This window comes from Streptomyces cavernae (assembly GCF_004023625.1).
GTDB classification, from domain to species: Bacteria; Actinomycetota; Actinomycetes; order Streptomycetales; family Streptomycetaceae; genus Streptomyces; species Streptomyces cavernae.
In genome coordinates this window covers 152,790-168,933 of the sequence record NZ_ML137710.1, presented here as the reverse complement: position 1 = coordinate 168,933, position 16,144 = coordinate 152,790, and the positions used below count along the sequence as shown (strand labels likewise).

Here is a 16,144-nt window from a genome sequence, read left to right as displayed (position 1 = left end):
CTAGACCGGACGCATGACAGACGACGCGGCGCACACGGATGAAACGCGCAGTTCCCTCTACGCGGAACTCGCAGCCGTCGGCCCCTACGGAGCCGACCTCGGGCACGCCCTCATCACCATGGTCGAGCCCCACCCGGGCCGGGAGCGGGAGTACAACCGCTGGTACGAGGACGACCACTACATAGCCGGCGCGATGGCGATGCCCTGGATGTACGCGGGCCGCCGCTGGGTCGCCACACGGGATCTGCAACTGCTGCGCTACCCCGAGAAGTCCGCCGTCGCCGTACCGGTGACCGCGGGCTGCTATATCTCGACGTACTGGATCACCGCCGGCCGCTACGCCGACCACATGCGCTGGACCGTCGGCATCAACAAACGGCTGAACCGCGACCACCGGGTCTTCCAGGACCGCACGCACGTCTTCACGGCCTTCCAGGACCACCTGGCGACCGTCTACCGTGACGGCGCCCACGGCCCGCGTGATGTGCACGCCCTCGACCACCCCTATGCCGGGCTCGTCGTCGAGGTCGTCGACACGGACTCCCCTGAAAAACTGGCGCCTCTGCTCACCTGGTTGTGCGAGGACCACCTGCCGAAGCGGCTGGCGGACTCGGCCGCCGCCATGGTGACCGTGTTCGCGCCGACGCCCCTCCCCCTGGACCGGATGTCCTACGTCAAGCAGGTCGAGGGGGTGGGGACCCGGCTGACGTTGCTGTGGTTCCTCCAGAGCGACCCCCGTGACGTCTGGGACGACCGGTTCACGGACCTGGACACCGCGGTCACCGCCTCCGGCCTCGGCGAGGTCACCCTCGTCGCGCCCTTCATCCCCACCGTCCCGGGAACGGACCGCTACGTGGACGAACTGCGTTGAAACGCGGTGCACCGTACCGCCGTGCCTGTCGTGCCCGCCATGCCTGTCGTGCACGTCGTGCCTGTCGAGCCCGTCGGACACGGCGACACCGGCCACGTCCGGCGGGTCCGCACGGTCACGCCCGCAGATAGGCGAGCACGGCCAGCACCCGGCGGTGGGTTTCGTCCGCCGGGGGCAGGTCCAGCTTGGTGAGGATGCTGCCGATGTGCTTGCCGACGGCCGCGTCCGAGACCACCAGGGCCCGGGCGATCGCCCCGTTCGACCTGCCCTCCGCGACCAGGGCCAGCACCTCCCGTTCCCTCGGGGTGAGCCGCTCCAGCGGATCGCGGCGCCGGCGCAACAACTGCCGTACGACTTCGGGGTCGACGACGGTGCCGCCGTCCGCGACCTCGCCGAGCGCGTCGACGAACTCCTCCACCTGGCCGACCCGGTCCTTGAGCAGGTAGCCGACCCCGGTTCCGTCCCCCGAGTCCAGCAACTCGGCCGCGTAGGCGCGCTGCACGTACTGGCTCAGCACCAACACCGGCAACGTCGGCCGCTGTTCGCGCAGCCGCACCGCCGCGTGCAGGCCCTCGTCCTGGAAACCGGGCGGCATCCGCACGTCCGTCACCACGATGTCGGGTCCGTGCTCGGCGACCGCGGCGAGCAGTGCCCCGGCGTCGCCGACGGCCGCAACGACCTCGTGCCCGCAGCGGTTGAGCAGGCCGATGAGCCCCTCCCGCAGCAGCACACTGTCCTCGGCCAGCACTACGCGGAGCGGTCGGCCGCCTCGCTCAACTCGCAAGGAATCTCCACACTCAGCAGGGTCGGTCCGCCCGGCGGACTGGACAGGGAGAGTCTGCCATCGAGGACGGAGACCCGGTCGGCGAGTCCGGTCAGCCCGCTGCCGCCCTCCGCGTCCGCGCCGCCGCACCCGTCGTCGTGTACCCGCAGCAGCAGCCGTCCGCCGTCGTGTCCCCCGCTGACCCGCGCGCGCCGCGCACCGCTGTGCTTGCCGACGTTGGCGAGGGCCTCACAGACCACGAAGTACGCCGCCGCCTCCACCGCTTGGGGCAGCCGGCCGGGCAACCGCAGGTCCACGTCCACCGGCACCGCGCTGCGGTCGGCGGCGTCGGCGACCGCCGCCTCGAGGCCGAAGTCCGCGAGCACCTTGGGGTGGATGCCGTGGACGAGTTCGCGCAGTTCGGCGAGGGCCTTGCCCGCTTCGTCGTGCGCCTTGGCGAGCTGGTCGGCGAGCGGTCCGGGCGGGGCGTCCAGCCGCGCCAGGCCCAGCGCCATCGTCAGGGCCACCAGCCGCTGTTGGGCGCCGTCGTGCAGGTCTCGTTCGATGCGGCGCCGCTCGGCCTCGAAGGCGTCGACCAACCGGACGCGGGAGCGGGTGAGTTCGACGACCCTCCTCCTCAAGTCCCCCTCCCGGGAGATGATCAGGAAGCGAGTCAGCCGGGCCCGGGCGCCCGCCGCGAAACCCAGGACGTACAAGCCCAGCCCCAGCAGGAGCAACCCGAGTACGGCGCAACCGAACGCGGCCGGCCAGGTGGTGACCAGCCACAGCTTGAGCACCTTCGCCTCCCGGCCGTCGCCGACGGTGGCCATCAGCAGCGGGGTGGCGACCACCGACACCGGCAGCAGCAGGGCCCCGGTGACGACGAGCGCCTCCAGCGGCCACAGCAGCAGCGCCAGCAGCATCGCGTAGCCGAGTTCCTGCCACGTCGCCTGCTCACCCACACGGGTGGTGAACCAGCTCCGCAGCCCCGGCTCGGCCGGCACGCCATGCCCGTGCGGCACCGGGTCGCGGTCGGCCAGCCGCAGCCGCCACCGCTCCACCGACGCCACCGGCAGACCGACGAGCGCCGTGACCGCGAGCAGCGGCAGACCGACCAGCACCACCGCCAGGACGCCGCCGACGGCCACCAGGGACACGATCCCCACCAGCACGGCGACACCGGTCACCACACCCGTCAGCAGATACGCCACCGAGCGCCACGGCCACGGCGACAGCAGGTAACCCGGGCCGGACAAGGCCTGCCACACATTCCGAGGTCGCATGCGGATCACCGTAGAAGGCCCCTCGAACCGCCGCCATCCGCCCAGACGGTGGTCCGGGGGTATGCCTGGCCCTACCCCAAGTCTCCGTTCCGCCGCACTGCGCCGACGCACCGTCGCGCGATTTCGTTGAGTCGCCAACCGCGACCGACCCACCGACCTCAACGAACAAGGACACAGGGACACATGAGTGACAACGCGATCCACCTGCGCTCCGTGAGCAGACAGTACGGGTCCGGCGACGGCCCGGTGACCGCACTGGACCGGGTCACGCTGGGCTTCCCCCGAGGCACCTTCACGGCCGTCATGGGCCCCTCCGGCTCCGGAAAGTCGACCCTGCTGCAGTGCTCCGCCGGCCTCGACCGCCCCACCTCGGGCTCGGTCACGGTCGGCGACACCGAGCTGACCGAGCTGAGCGAGAGAAGGCTGACCCTGCTGCGCCGGGAGCGCATCGGTTTCGTGTTCCAGGCGTTCAACCTGCTGCCGTCGCTGACCGCCGAGCAGAACGTGGCCCTCCCGCTGCGCCTGGCCGGCCGGCGCCCCGGGAAGAGCCGGGTGCGGGAGGTGCTGCGGCAGGTCGGCCTCGACGGGCGGGAAGGACACCGGCCCTCGGAGATGTCCGGCGGACAACAGCAGCGTGTCGCCCTGGCCCGCGCACTGATCACCCGCCCCGAGGTCCTCTTCGCCGACGAGCCGACCGGCGCCCTCGACTCGGGGACCGGTCGCCAGGTGCTCTCGCTGCTCCGCGGCATGGTCGACGCCGAAGGGCAGACGATCGTCATGGTGACCCACGACCCGGTGGCCGCCTCCTACGCGGACCGCGTCGTCCTCCTGGTCGACGGACGCCTGGGCGGCGAGCTCATCGGGGCCTCCGCCAGTGACATCGCCGCCCGGCTGACCAAGCTGGAGGCCGTGCCGTGCTGAGCGTCGCCCTGCGCACCCTGCGCACGCGCTGGGTCACCTTCGTCGGCAGCTTCGTCGCGCTCGCCCTCGGCGTCTCCCTGATCGCCGTCATGGGCCTGGCCCTCGCCTCCTCGTTCGACGCGCCCGAGCGGAAGCCGGAGCGGTTCTCCGCGGCCCCGGTCGTCGTGAAAGGCGCGGACACACTGCGGGTGCCCACCAGCATCGGGGACCGCACCAAGAAGCTGGCGCAGCCGCGTCCGGTACCGGCGAAGACCGTCGCCGCCCTGCGGGAACTCGGCGCGGTCACCGAGGACCGGTCCTTCGCGGTACGGGCCGAGGGCGCATCCGGCGACCTGGTCGGCCACCCGTGGTCGACGGCCGCGTTCGCACCGTACGAACTGAGCGCCGGCCGCGCTCCGCGAGCCGCCGACGAGGTCGTCGTCACCGGCGACCGGACGGCCGAGGGCCGGCGGCTCCGCACCGGCTTCGGCACCGTGACGGTGGTCGGCGTCGTGCGCGACCTCGGCTTCGAGAACGCCGTCTTCTTCACCGACGCGCGCGCCGAGCAACTGTCGCCGCTCAGCACCCAGCTCGTCGTGGACGCCGACGCCACGAGGGTGCGCCAGGCGGTGGGCGACGGTTCCGGTGTCAGCGTCCTCACCGGGAGCGAGCGCCGGCTCGCGGACGCCGATCCCGACCGGGACAGCGAGGCCCTCGTCGCGATGAACGCCATGTTCGGGACTGCGGGCGGCGTCACCGGCTTCGTGTCGGTGTTCGTGGTGGCCTCGACGTTCTCCTTCGCGGTCGCCCAGCGGCGCCGGGAGTTCGGGCTGCTGCGCACCGCGGGCGCGACCCCGGGGCAGATCCGGCGCATGGTCCTCGCGGAGGCGCTGTTCGTCGGTGTGCTCGCCTCGGCCGCGGGCTGTGTGCTCGGCGACTACGCCGCGCCGTACCTCGCCGAGTGGGTCGTCGAGGGCGGCCTGGCACCGAGCTGGTTCACCATCGGCGACTATGACTGGCCGTACCACATGGCCTTCTGGACAGGACTGCTGGTGGCGCTGTGCGGGGTGGTGGCCGCGTCCTGGCGGGCCGGGAAGACCGGGCCCACCCAGGCGCTGCGCGAGGCGTCCGTGGACAGCAGGACGATGACGTGGGGCCGCGGGCTGTTCGGCGGGGTGTTGTTGCTCACCGCCGCCGTGACGCTGGTGCCGGCCCTGGTCACCGAGCCCGGCGACCTGCTGCACCGCAAGACCTACACCAGCCGACCGATGCTGCTGATCACCGCGGTCGCGCTGCTCTCGCCGATCCTGGTACGCCCGCTGACCCGGCTGATCGCCTGGCTGCCCGCCCAACTGCCCGGCGCCGGCGGCATGCTGGTGCGTGAGAACGCCGCAGCGGGCGTCCGCCGCACCGCCTCCGTCGCGGCTCCCGTCCTGGTCACGATCGCCCTGGCGGGCTCCCTGCTCGGGGCCACCGCGACGCTGAACGAGGCGAAGGCCACCGAGGTTCGCGAGCAGACCGCCGCCGACTTCGTCGTATCCCCGGCGGGCGATTCGGGTTTCGACGAGGCCACGGTGCGGCGTCTGCGCGAGGTGCCCGGCGCCGAGGTCTCCGCCACGTCGTCGAGCGCTGTCTACGTCCTCGAGGAGGGGGTGGCGCTCATCAGGTCCGACGCCCGCGCCGCGGATCCGAAGCTGCTCGCGGACACCGTGCGACTGCCGGTGACGGCCGGCCGGGTCGAGGATCTCGACGACGACTCGATCATCGTCAACGAGGAGTGGGAGACGGACACCGTCGGACAGCGGGTGGACGTGTGGCTCGGCGACGGCAGGAAGAAGTCGCTGCGGATCGCCGCGGTAATGGCCGTCGGCACCGGCGACAACGGCGTGTACGTCACCCCGGCCAACGCGCCGCACGCACCCGTCGACCGCATCGACGTCAGAGTCGGGGACGGCGCGAACGCGACCGCCGTGGCCGCCGCGCTGCGCAAGGCGGTGCAGACTCCCGGCGGGCGGGTGCTCACCAAGGACGAGTGGGTCCGGGCCAGTTACCCCGAGACCAACGGGAGCACCCGGCTCGGCTTCATGCTGGTCCTCGGCATCGCCCTCCTGCACACCGGCATCTCGCTCGCCAACACCCTGGTGATGGCGACCTCCGACCGGGTGCGCGACCTGGCGGTGCTGCGGCTGGCCGGTGCGACGACCTGGCAGGCGCTGCGGGTGGTCGCCGCCGAGGCTCTGACGGTCGTGGTGGTCGGCGGGGTGCTGGGGCTGCTGGTGGCGGGGCTCAACCTGCTCGGCATGTGGGGGGCGCTCGCTTCGCTGTCACTGTGGTCGCCGATCGTGGTGCCGTGGGCGACGGTCGGCTGGGTGCTGGGCGCGTGCGCGGTCGTCGCGGTGGTGTCGGCGGTGGGCCCGGCCGGGGTGGCTCTGCGGCGCACGGGCGTCGGTGTGGCGGGCGTCCGGGAGTGACCCGATGTTTTCGGCCCCGCGGGTTCCACCCCCGGACCGCACAGGGCCGGTACCGGCCTTCGGTCCCGTCCTCAACGGACGGGTGGTGGTGCGGAGTCGGCGAAAACCGACCGCGCGGACGCTACCGTGGATCTTTGCGGCAGCGGATCCCCGGGACTCGCCCTCGTCCCCGCACTTCCCACTTCCGCTCGACAGCCATATTCTGACGCTCCGTCAGAAGTACCCGCCAACGCCACCCCAACCGACCGTCCGGAGGCACGCGATGTCACTGCTGGCAGGGAAGACCGTCATCGTCTCCGGGGTCGGTGCCGGGCTCGGCCGGCAGGTCGTCGAGGCGGTGCTGCGCGACGGGGGCAACGCGGTGCTCGGGGCGCGCACGGAGGCGAACCTCGCCAAGACGGTCGCCGAGCTCGACCCGGACGGCGAGCACACGGCGTTCAAGGGGACCGACATCACCAACGAACGGCACTGCGACGCACTCGCGCAGTTCGCGTGGGAGCGGTTCGGGCGGATCGACGCGGTGATCCATGTTGCGGCCTGGGACAGCTACTTCGGCGGCCTGGAGGACGCGGACTTCGCCACCTGGCAGTCGGTCCTGGACGTCAACCTGCTGGGCACGCTGCGGATGACACGTGCCTGCCTGCCCGCCCTCAAGGAACGCGGCGGCTCCGTCGTCATCATCGGCACCCAGTCGTCGGTGGCAGCGCCGACCCAGGTGCAGCAGGCCGCGTACGCCGCGTCCAAGGGCGCGCTGACCTCCGCGATGTACTCGCTGGCACGCGAACTCGGCCCGCAGCGGATACGTGTCAACACCGTGCTGCCGGGCTGGATGTGGGGACCGCCGGTCGAGGCGTACGTACGGTTCACCGCGCACAGCGAGGGCGTCCCGGAGGAGGACGTCCTCAAGCGCCTCACCGACCGGATGGCACTGCCGGAGCTGGCCACGGACCGCGATGTGGCGGACGCCGTGGTGTTCCTGGCCTCCGACCGGGCCCGGGCGATCACCGGTCAGTCGCTGCTGGTGAACGCGGGCGAACTGATGCGCTGACCCGGCACGAGCGGCGGGGTGAGGGGTGGGCGACTCGGTGAACCGAGCGGCGACACGGCGAACCGAGGGGTGCCTCGATGAACCGAGGGGTGCCGCGGTGAACCGAGCGGCGATTCGGTGACCGAGGGATGCCTCGATGAACCGCTGGGCAGGCTCAGGCAGTCGACCCCGCTTTCCGGCCGTACGGGACCCGCATCCCGTCCGGCCCGATCCATCGGATGTATCCATCTGACGAAGTGCTCGCTCATGGTGTGCGCGTGGCCACGTTCGCGACAACCGCACGTATGGTCAAGAGCGAGTAAAATTGTTCTGACTTCTGATCTGTGTTCATATCCATGACCAAGAAAGGTCTTGACCGGCCGGTCTGACCGGCGGTTCAATCCCCCAAGTCCCCCGCTCCCGCACGGGGGCGCCGCCCAAATGTGCGTACTGGCGAAGTGCAGCCCGGTATCTGCAGGTTCAGAAGGCGGACCCCTGGAGGGGGCACATGAACGGTCTCGACTGGGCCGTCCTGATCGCGTACTTCGGTGTGATGACGGCGATCGGCATCTGGTCCCACAAGCGCGTGGACAACGTCAGCGACTTCTTCACCGCCGGCGGCAAGATGCCCTGGTGGCTCTCCGGCATCTCGCACCACATGTCGGGCTACAGCGCGGTGATGTTCACAGGCTACGCCGGCATCGCCTACACCTACGGCGTCACGTCCTACGTCACCTGGGCGCTGCCGATCGCCATCGGCATCCTCATCGGCGCCAAGCTGTTCGCGCCACGCCTGAACCGGCTGCGTTCACGGCTGCACGTGGCCTCGCCCCTCGAGTATCTGAAAGACCGTTATAACGTGCCGACTCAGCAGGCCTTGGCCTGGTCCGGCATCCTGCTGAAGATCGTGGACGTCGGTGCGAAGTGGGCCGCGATCGCCACCCTGCTCACCGTCTTCACCGGCGTCAGCCTCACCCAGGGCATCCTCATCACCGGTGGCATCACCGCGATCTACTGCACCATCGGCGGCCTGTGGGCGGACGCGCTCACCGAACTGGGCCAGTTCGTCATCCAGTTGCTGGCCGGTATCGCCATGCTGGTCATCGCGCTGAACGAGATCTCCAAGCAGGGCGGTCTCTCGCAGGCGCTGGACTCGCCGAAGCTGGACGGGCACTCGGACGGGTTCGCGGGCCCCTACCTGACGGTCTTCTTCATCGCGTACCTGTTCATCAAGCTCTTCGAGTACAACGGCGGCATGTGGAACCAGGCCCAGCGCTACATGGCCACGCCCAGCGCCAAGGAGGCCTCCCGCTCGGCCCTGCTGTCGGCGGTGTTGTGGTTCGTCTGGCCGATCATCCTCTTCATCCCGATGTGGCTGTCGCCGCTGCTGGTGAAGGCCGAGAAGCCGGACGGGTCCGACGCGTACGGGCTGATGACCGAACAGCTGCTGCCGCACGGGCTGCTGGGCCTGGTCGTGGTCGGCTTCTTCTCGCACACGATGGCCATGTGCTCCTCCGACGCCAACGCGATCGCCGCCGTGTTCACGCGGGACGTGGTGCCGGTGCTGTCGAAGGCGGCGCGGGGGTGGAACACCCGGACCGGGCTGATTGCGGGGCGGGTGACGACGGTCGTCTTCCTGGGTCTGTCGATGGCGGTGGCGACACAGGTCAACTCGCCGACGTTCAAGGACATCATCACGGTCGTCATCAAGTGGGTCGCCGGCCTGATGGGCCCGATCGCGATCCCGTTCATCCTGGGTCTGCTGCGACCGTTCCGAAAGTCCGGCCCCACCGCGGCTCTGACCAGCTGGGGCGCCGGTCTGCTGGCGTTCTTCTTCATCAACTACAACCTGGACTTCTCCCAGCGCACGGATGTGAAGCTGGAGTACCAGGTCGCCCTGCCGATGGCCATCTCCCTCGTCCTGTTCATCCTGATCGGCCTGATCAAGCCGGAGGACACCCCCGAGCGGGACGCGATCATCGAGAAGATCAACACGGACGACGACGGGGCGATGGCCGCGGCCATCCCGTCGCCGGCCGGCACCGTGGACGGCGGGACCGTCGGAACGGGGACCGGAACCGGTAGCTCGGTCAAGGACTGACGGCAGGCCGGGGGGTGGGGCGGGCAGGGCGGTTCGCCCCCCTCACCCTCGCGGATACCGAGCCAGCCACCCCGGAGAGGACGCACCCGGCCCGTGCAGGGCCGGGCCCTGGGTCATCTCCATGGCGTAGTCGTCCGCCAGCAGCAGCACCGTCGCCCGGCCCTCCAGCTCCGCCAGCCAGGCGGGCGGCAGGGCCGTCTCGCCGTGCAGGGCTCCCAGCAGGGCACCCGTCAGGGCTCCCGTGGCGGCGGAGGGCCCGCCGTGGTTGACCGCGAGCACCATCCCGTGCCGGACGTCCTCGCTCACCAGCCCGCAGTACACCGCCACCGCCAGGGCCCCCTCCGCCGTGCCCGCGCCGGCCAGCTCCTGCACGCGGGACGCGGTGGGCATGCCCTGCCGCACCGCCCCGAGGGCGTGCTGCAGCGCGTCCGCGACGGGCTGCTGCCCCGGTCGCTGCCCGAGCATCGCCAGCGCCCGCTGCACCGCCGCGTCCAGACTCTCCCCGCGCGCCAGCCCGTGCAGGATCACCGCGTACGCCCCCGCCGCGAGGTACGCCGTCGGATGCCCGTGCGTCTGCGCGGTCCCCTCCACGGCCAACTGCATCACCAGCTGCGGCTCCCACCCCACGAGCAGCCCGAGGGGCGCCGCCCGCACCACGGGCTCGCCCCCGGACTCGCAGGGGTTCTTGGGCGCGTCCAGAGTGCCCATCACACCGTCGGAGAGCCCCTGCAGACAGGCCGGGTCCGGGTCGCGGCGCGCGTACAGCCACTCCTCGCGGGCCAGCCACCCGTCGTCCTTGCGGCGCTCGTCGGGACCCCAGTCGGTCTGGGTGGCCGACCAGCGGCGGTAGGCGCGGTGCAGATCGGTCGGCGGGTGCCAGGCGCCGGTGTCGCGCCGCACCTGCGCCCGGATCAGCCCGTCGACGGTGAACAGCGTCATCTGGGTGAGGTGAGTGACGGCACCGCGCCTGCCGTAGGCGGGAGCGAGATCGGTGAGCCCCCCGGCACCGCACTGCTCCCGGATCGCCTCCAGGGACAGCCCGTTCAGGGGTGCGCCTAGCGCGTCGCCGAGGGCCGCGCCGAGCAGCGTCCCACGCACCCGGCTGCGGAAGTCCTGTTGTTCGGCACGCCCCCAGACGGCACTCGCCGCAGCAGCCACCACGCCACCCTCCTCCCGCCCGTTGTCCGGCACCTACCGCACCCGCGGCGCTCACCGGCGCCCACGGCCTCCATCAGCACCGCACACCGGCGCACACCGGCGTCGTCCGTCCAGCACTGTAATCGAACAGAGTCGATGGGTTGAGAGCCGCGGAACGGTATCCCACAGGTCGGCCGGGCATCACACCCGCACAGCCGTGAGCAGTCGTTACGGCGGTTCGCCGAGAGCGGTTCGAGACGGGAACGTGACGACCCGGTGTCCGGCCGGGCCCATTATCGACGGATGAGTCGTGCTGTCTCCGCCGCCCTCGCGGCCGTCCTGGCGACCACCCTGTCGGGGGCGGCGTCGGCAGCCCCGGCACCCGGGGACGACGGTGCCCTGCGCATCGAGGCCCCGGACGTCTACTACACGCAGATGTCGGACCCCACACGGGCCGCGATACCGCTCGCGGTCGACACCGGCGGTGTCGCCGTCCCGTCCGTCGTCCTCACCGTGGACGCCTCCGACGTACGGGGAAAGGTCCGCCTGCACCCGAAGGGGTCCTGTGCCCAGGGGAGCGGTGACGTCATCACGTGTCGTCTCGGCCCGAGCCGGCTCCGCGACGGACTGGTCGACCTGGAGGTCTTCGGGGCCGACAAGGCGGCCGCGCCCGGTACGCGCGGCACCCTCCGGCTCACCGCTGTCGCCTCCGACGGCAGACGGGCCGAGGCCGAGACGGTGATGGTCGCGGGCACCCCGGAGCTGTGGGACAAGAAGATCGCCATCAAGGGCGCCGCGGCGGGCAGACCCGTAGAGCTCTGGACGGGTGTCCTCAACCGCGGACCGATCGCGGCGACCGGCTTCGGCATCGTGGTGTCCACGGACGCCCGTCTCCGGCTCGCCCGCGCCTACCGCAACTGCCGCTACACCGCGACGGACCCGACCCGCGCGTACTGCTACTTCGACAGGCGCATCGAGCCCGGCCGGGCGTTCGCGTTCACCGGGCCCTTCCGGGTGAGCGGCGGGCAGTCGCTGACCAAAGCCCTGGTGTACACCCAGCTCTTCGCGCCGGGGCAGGACGCCGGACCGTACTTCGACGAGCGCCGGTTCACCGTCCGCGGCAGCGGTCCCCCGCTGGCCCTGACCCCGACCTCGCCCAAGGGCTTCACCGGGCGCTCCGACGTGGTGAGCATCGAAACGGATCAGAAGGTGGACGTCCAGGCGGTCGGAGGCGATCTGCGCGGCAAACCGGGCGATGTCGTCCGGATCGACGTGGGTGTGCGCAACACCGGCCCCGGAAGCATCGAGAGCAGGTACCTCCGCTACGAGATCATCCCGCCCGGGGGCACGACGCTGATCCCGCCGCAGAAGCCGTCACCGGACCCGGACGGCGAGTTGGAGTACAACCCCTGGGTGTGCCAACCGTGGCGTGCGGGCGAGAAGCGCTACACCTGCTGGACCAAGAATCTGCCGCCCGGCGCGGAGGCGGTCCAGACGCTGGGTTTCCGCATCGACGAGACCGGCTCCGGGGATCCGGGCCGGGTGGCCGTCGTCCTCAAGAAGCCGTATGCGCAGCGCGACCCCGACGAGGACGACAACGTGGCGCTGATCACGGTGAACGGCGACGCCGCCGAGGACGGAGCCGGTCCCCTGGGGCTCGGTCTGACGACGGGCCTGACGGCGGCGGGTGTACTCGCCCTGGCAGCGGCGACCCCGTACGGCATCCGCCGCCTTCGCGGACGCGCCGGCCGATGAAGATCTTGGTGGGGGCTGTCCGGCGGGAGGGACATGACGGGTTTCGGGTTTCCACCCCGCGATGCGCGGCTTCCTCGGCAGGACCGCATGATCCGGGGCACGCTCAACGGTCGTCGAGCAGCCCGGCGTCGTGGGCGAGTACGGCGGCCTGGACGCGGTTGGCGCAGCCGGTTCGGGTGAGGATCCGGCTGATGTGCGCCTTGACCGTGCCGGCACTGAGATACAGCCGATCCGCGATCTCGGCGTTGGACAGCCCTGCCCCCAGCAGCCGCAGCACATCCCGTTCGGCCGGGGTCAGTTCTTCGGTCCTGCGCAGCGCGGCCTCGGTGTCCCGACCGGACTGTACGTGCCGTTCGAGCAGTTGCCGGGTGATGCTGGGCGCCAGGACCGGTTCGCCCTTCGCGGCGAGCTGCACGGCGCGGATCAGCTCGGTGGGCCCGGTGTCCTTCAGCAGGAAGCCGCTCGCCCCGGCCCGCAGGGCGCGCGTCACACGCGCCTCCTCGCCGAACGCCGTCAGCATCACGACGCAGGTGCGGGGCGAGATACGGGCGATGTCCTCGGCGGCCGCGATTCCGTCCCTGACCGGCATCTGGATGTCGAGCAGGGCGACATCGATGTCCTGGGCACGGCACGCCGCGGCGGCCTCCCGGCCGTCGCCCGCCTCGGCGACGACCTTGATGTCCTCGGCGTTCTCCAGGATCAGCCGGATGCCCACGCGCATCAGCGCCTCGTCGTCGGCAACCAGAACTCGGATCATCGGCTCATCTTAGAGCCGCCTCCGCCAGCAACACGACGAGGAAGAACACCGTCGGCAGGACCACGAGCACTGCTACGCAGCCCGATCCGAGGACGCGCGGCCAGGTCAGGATCTCGTCGGGCAGTGGGGCTCGTGCTCCCCTTTGTTGCATGGCGCCGAGCTGAGGGCGGGCTGGGTCCGGAACGGGTTCGGCAGAGGTCCCCGGCGGAGCGGAGGCCTCCGGGGAGCGGTTCCCGCGGACCGGCAGCCAGGCCGCCATGCGGAATCCACCGTCGGTCAGGGTGCCCGCCTCGAACGTGCCGCCGAGCAACGAGATCCGCTCCTGGCATCCGGCCAGCCCGCTGTGGCTCCCCCCGTGGGAGCGGCCCCCCGCGGGGGGCGGCGCATTGGTGACGGACACCTCGATCCCACTGCCCGAGTCCCTGACCTCCACTCTCGTGGGCGCACCGGACGCGTGCTTGAGCACGTTCGTCAGCCCTTCACGGACCACCCGGTGGATCGCCTGACGCGTACGGAGCCCCAGCTCGGCCGTGTCGGGGACGGACCAGTCCAGCTCGACCGCGCTGCCCGTCCGCCGGGATTCCATCACCAGAGCGGTGATGTCCGTAAGCGTTCCTCGCTCCTCCCCGGCAACCGTGTCCGTCGGGTCAGTCATGTCCTTCAGGTCCTCGCGCCGCAGGACGCTGAGGATCTCGCGGAGTTCCTCCATGGCCGTACCGGTGGTCGTGCGCAGCAGCTCGGCCTGTTCGACGAGGGCGGGCGCCTGCCGCCCGACAGTGACTTCCAGCGCTCCGGCGTGCACCGAGATCAGGCTCAGCCGGTGGCCCAGGAGATCGTGCATCTCGCCCGCTATCCGGGCCCGTTCCTCCAGCCGGGCCGCAGCGGCGGTCAGCGCCCGGGTCTGCTCCAGATAGGTGTTGCGTTCCCGCAGCAGGCTGACCAGGGGCCGCCGCTGCCCCAACAGGGTCCCGGCCAGGGCGGGAAGCAGCAGAAGCAGCACCACCGAGACACCGTTCTCGGCCAGTGCCGACAGCAGGTCCCCGGACCGGACCGGGGCAAGGGCGACGGTCAGCACACCGATGCCGGCGCCGGCCACCCCGACGACCCGCCACGCACGCCGCGGCGGTGCGATCCGCCGGGTGGCGGACAGCACGACCAGCGGCACCACCGCCAGTGTCCACACGTTGTCACCCACGACCAGCGGAGCGGACCCCACAACCGCGGCAACCGGCCGGCCGCGCCGGGCCGGGACGAGCAGCACCGCCCACAACGCCTCGGCAACGGCCGACACCGGCCGATGCGGAGGCACCAGCAGCAGCGGCACCAGACAGAAGGCTGCTGCCAGGGCGCAGAAGAGTGCCTCGACGACGACCGTACGACGCTCGGCGCCACGCACCGCGGCCCAGCCCTCGGCCACCTCACGGCGCAGCCGCCGTGGCGCAGCGGTCAGCGTCTGCCTCAGCCCTGAGGGCGAGCGCGACAGCGCTATGTCGTCGGGTGCCTGACTCATGATCTCCCTTGCCACGCCTTGGCGGGTCTCTCCGGAGGAACGGTAACCAGGCCGGCGGTCGCCGCACGGTGGGCCCCGGGCGTCATCCGACCGGCCGCAGACCCAGGTCCGCCCGCAGTGCGGCCACGTCCACCTGATGGGCGGCCAGCAGCCGTACGACCGCGCCGCCGTCCCCGGCGTCGGTGCCCGCCGCCGACTCGTCGAGCAGCGCGGAGAGCAGGTGGACCGTACCGACCGTGGGCGAGCCGTGCTCGGCGGCGGAGAGCTGCGCCACCGTCCGCACCCGTTCGGCAGCGGCGGACCGCGGCACTTCGTCGCTGCCGGAGCCGGACGGGAGCGCCGAATCCGAAGAGACGGAAGCCGAGGAGACGAGGGAATCCTGCCGTACGCCATGCCGGCGCAGCAGCTGCGCGGCCGAGTTGACGCCCGCCAGGTCCGGCGGAAGCGGGCTCCCGGCAACGGCCAGGGCCCGGTCCAGGGCCAGGATCCCCAACAGCAGATCCACCGGCTCGACCTCGGCGCGCCCGCACCGTATCGCCTGCCGGGCGGCCTCGAGGTACACCGCGAACACCATCGGCGAGCCGTTCGCGGTGCTCCCCATCAACCACGAGTACAGCCCCCGTGTGACACGGTTACCGCTCTTGCCCACCACGCCGGCCTTCCGCAGCATGGTGACGCCCTGGGACTCCGGCCTGTCGGTCCCCGCCCGTGCGGCGGCGTCCAGCCGGTCGAGCGCGGACGCCGCGGCGGTGGTGTCCAGCCTCTCCAGCGTCAGAGCTTCCCGTGCCCTGCTGTCCGGCACCTCCAGCAGGGCGCGAGCCACATGCCGGCAGCGCACGGCCACGGTCCCCTCGGCGCGCGCCGCCTTGAGCGCCGACAGCAGACAGGCGCGCAGAGCGGAGCTCATCCCGGGCAGCTTCCGACCCCCCTCCGGGGCGCCTCCACGCGCAGCGAGCCCGAACCGCCACACAGCTTCCCGCCAGACGGCGTCGACCTCGTGCCGATCGGCTCCCGCCCCGTCCTCAGCCGCAGTCGCTTCCCCGGGCTGGACGGCCACGCCCTCATCGTCACTGACCCAGTCGACGCCCGCCCGGCCGGAGATGAGACCACTGAGCGAACCAGCCTTCCGCATCCCCGGGGCGATCGCCTCACCGGCATCGGTGTCCCCCAGCACCAGCTCCCCCAGCACGGTGTCGGTGCCCACGACCGACAACTCGCGCTTGACCGCACGCCGCACGCTCAGCACGAGCAGGTTCACGACGTCCGGCTCGAACTCCGTGGTCGCGCCCATGTCCGTGCCGTCGGCGTTTGCTCCGGCCGTCCCTCGCTGTTCCATCAACGTTCCCCCTCAAAGCCCGGTGGCCTGGTCACCGACAACGCTAGGCGTACCGCTGCTGCCACCGCGTCGGCCGACCGGCCAGACTCCCGGTCCGATCGGCGGACCTCTCGGGGGGCGGTATGGGAACTGATGCCGATTCACCCGAACCGTTCGTCCCCACGCCCCGCCGGGCCGACCGACCGGGCAAGCCCCGGTGGCCGGCCAGGCGTGGCCGGCCAGGCGTGGACGTC

Annotated in this window: 12 protein-coding genes; 6 read left to right on the top strand and 6 right to left on the bottom strand. The window is 71.6% G+C overall.

Going from position 1 to position 16,144, the window contains the following annotated elements; genetic code table 11:
• Window positions 1–13 precede the first annotated feature (13 nt).
• Window positions 14–871, top strand: coding sequence for a hypothetical protein (locus tag EF387_RS04305; protein ID WP_128375120.1), 858 nt, complete (start codon window positions 14–16; stop codon window positions 869–871).
• 115 nt (window positions 872–986) lie between these two features.
• Here EF387_RS04305 and EF387_RS04300 read toward each other — a convergent pair whose 3' ends face one another.
• Window positions 987–1,619, bottom strand: coding sequence for a response regulator transcription factor (locus EF387_RS04300; RefSeq protein ID WP_128375249.1), 633 nt, complete (start codon window positions 1,617–1,619; stop codon window positions 987–989).
• Entirely contained in the window at window positions 1,619–2,917 is a 1,299-nt protein-coding gene (locus EF387_RS04295; RefSeq protein WP_202918139.1) for a sensor histidine kinase, read from the bottom strand. Before EF387_RS04295 ends, EF387_RS04300 begins: the two co-directional genes overlap by 1 nt.
• 183 nt (window positions 2,918–3,100) lie before the next feature.
• Between EF387_RS04295 and EF387_RS04290 the strand changes: the two genes are divergently transcribed.
• The 4 genes from EF387_RS04290 to EF387_RS04275 all read left to right on the top strand — a co-directional run bounded on the left by EF387_RS04290 (window position 3,101) and on the right by EF387_RS04275 (window position 9,416).
• Entirely contained in the window at window positions 3,101–3,838 is a 738-nt protein-coding gene (locus tag EF387_RS04290; protein WP_128375119.1) for an ABC transporter ATP-binding protein, read from the top strand.
• Window positions 3,832–6,288 (top strand): ABC transporter permease, encoded by a 2,457-nt coding sequence (locus EF387_RS04285; RefSeq protein ID WP_128375118.1) that lies wholly within the window; start codon window positions 3,832–3,834, stop codon window positions 6,286–6,288. The genes EF387_RS04290 and EF387_RS04285 overlap by 7 nt, the downstream gene beginning before the upstream one ends.
• A gap of 262 nt (window positions 6,289–6,550) precedes the next feature.
• The gene (locus EF387_RS04280; RefSeq protein WP_128375117.1) at window positions 6,551–7,336 is read left to right on the top strand and encodes an SDR family oxidoreductase; all 786 of its coding nucleotides are present in this window, start codon (window positions 6,551–6,553) and stop codon (window positions 7,334–7,336) included.
• A 487-nt stretch (window positions 7,337–7,823) separates the two neighbouring features.
• Entirely contained in the window at window positions 7,824–9,416 is a 1,593-nt protein-coding gene (locus EF387_RS04275; RefSeq protein ID WP_128375116.1) for a sodium:solute symporter family protein, read from the top strand.
• 42 nt (window positions 9,417–9,458) lie between these two features.
• On the opposite strand, the gene EF387_RS04270 is transcribed toward EF387_RS04275, so the two are convergent.
• Window positions 9,459–10,574 carry an ADP-ribosylglycohydrolase family protein gene (locus tag EF387_RS04270; RefSeq protein WP_128375248.1) on the bottom strand — a complete coding sequence of 372 codons (1,116 nt, stop codon included), beginning with the start codon at window positions 10,572–10,574 and terminating at the stop codon, window positions 9,459–9,461.
• 282 nt (window positions 10,575–10,856) lie between these two features.
• Between EF387_RS04270 and EF387_RS04265 the strand changes: the two genes are divergently transcribed.
• The gene (locus EF387_RS04265; RefSeq protein ID WP_128375115.1) at window positions 10,857–12,308 is read left to right on the top strand and encodes a hypothetical protein; all 1,452 of its coding nucleotides are present in this window, start codon (window positions 10,857–10,859) and stop codon (window positions 12,306–12,308) included.
• A gap of 103 nt (window positions 12,309–12,411) precedes the next feature.
• On the opposite strand, the gene EF387_RS04260 is transcribed toward EF387_RS04265, so the two are convergent.
• The 3 genes from EF387_RS04260 to EF387_RS04250 all read right to left on the bottom strand — a co-directional run bounded on the left by EF387_RS04260 (window position 12,412) and on the right by EF387_RS04250 (window position 15,911).
• Window positions 12,412–13,065: a response regulator gene (locus tag EF387_RS04260; RefSeq protein ID WP_128375114.1), complete on the bottom strand. Its 654-nt coding sequence runs from the start codon at window positions 13,063–13,065 to the stop codon at window positions 12,412–12,414.
• Between the two features lie 4 nt (window positions 13,066–13,069).
• Window positions 13,070–14,575: a sensor histidine kinase gene (locus EF387_RS04255; RefSeq protein ID WP_128375113.1), complete on the bottom strand. Its 1,506-nt coding sequence runs from the start codon at window positions 14,573–14,575 to the stop codon at window positions 13,070–13,072.
• 82 nt (window positions 14,576–14,657) lie between these two features.
• Complete coding sequence (locus tag EF387_RS04250; protein WP_128375112.1) at window positions 14,658–15,911, bottom strand: Clp protease N-terminal domain-containing protein; 1,254 nt, start codon at window positions 15,909–15,911, stop codon at window positions 14,658–14,660.
• Between the last annotated feature and the right edge of the window lie 233 nt (window positions 15,912–16,144).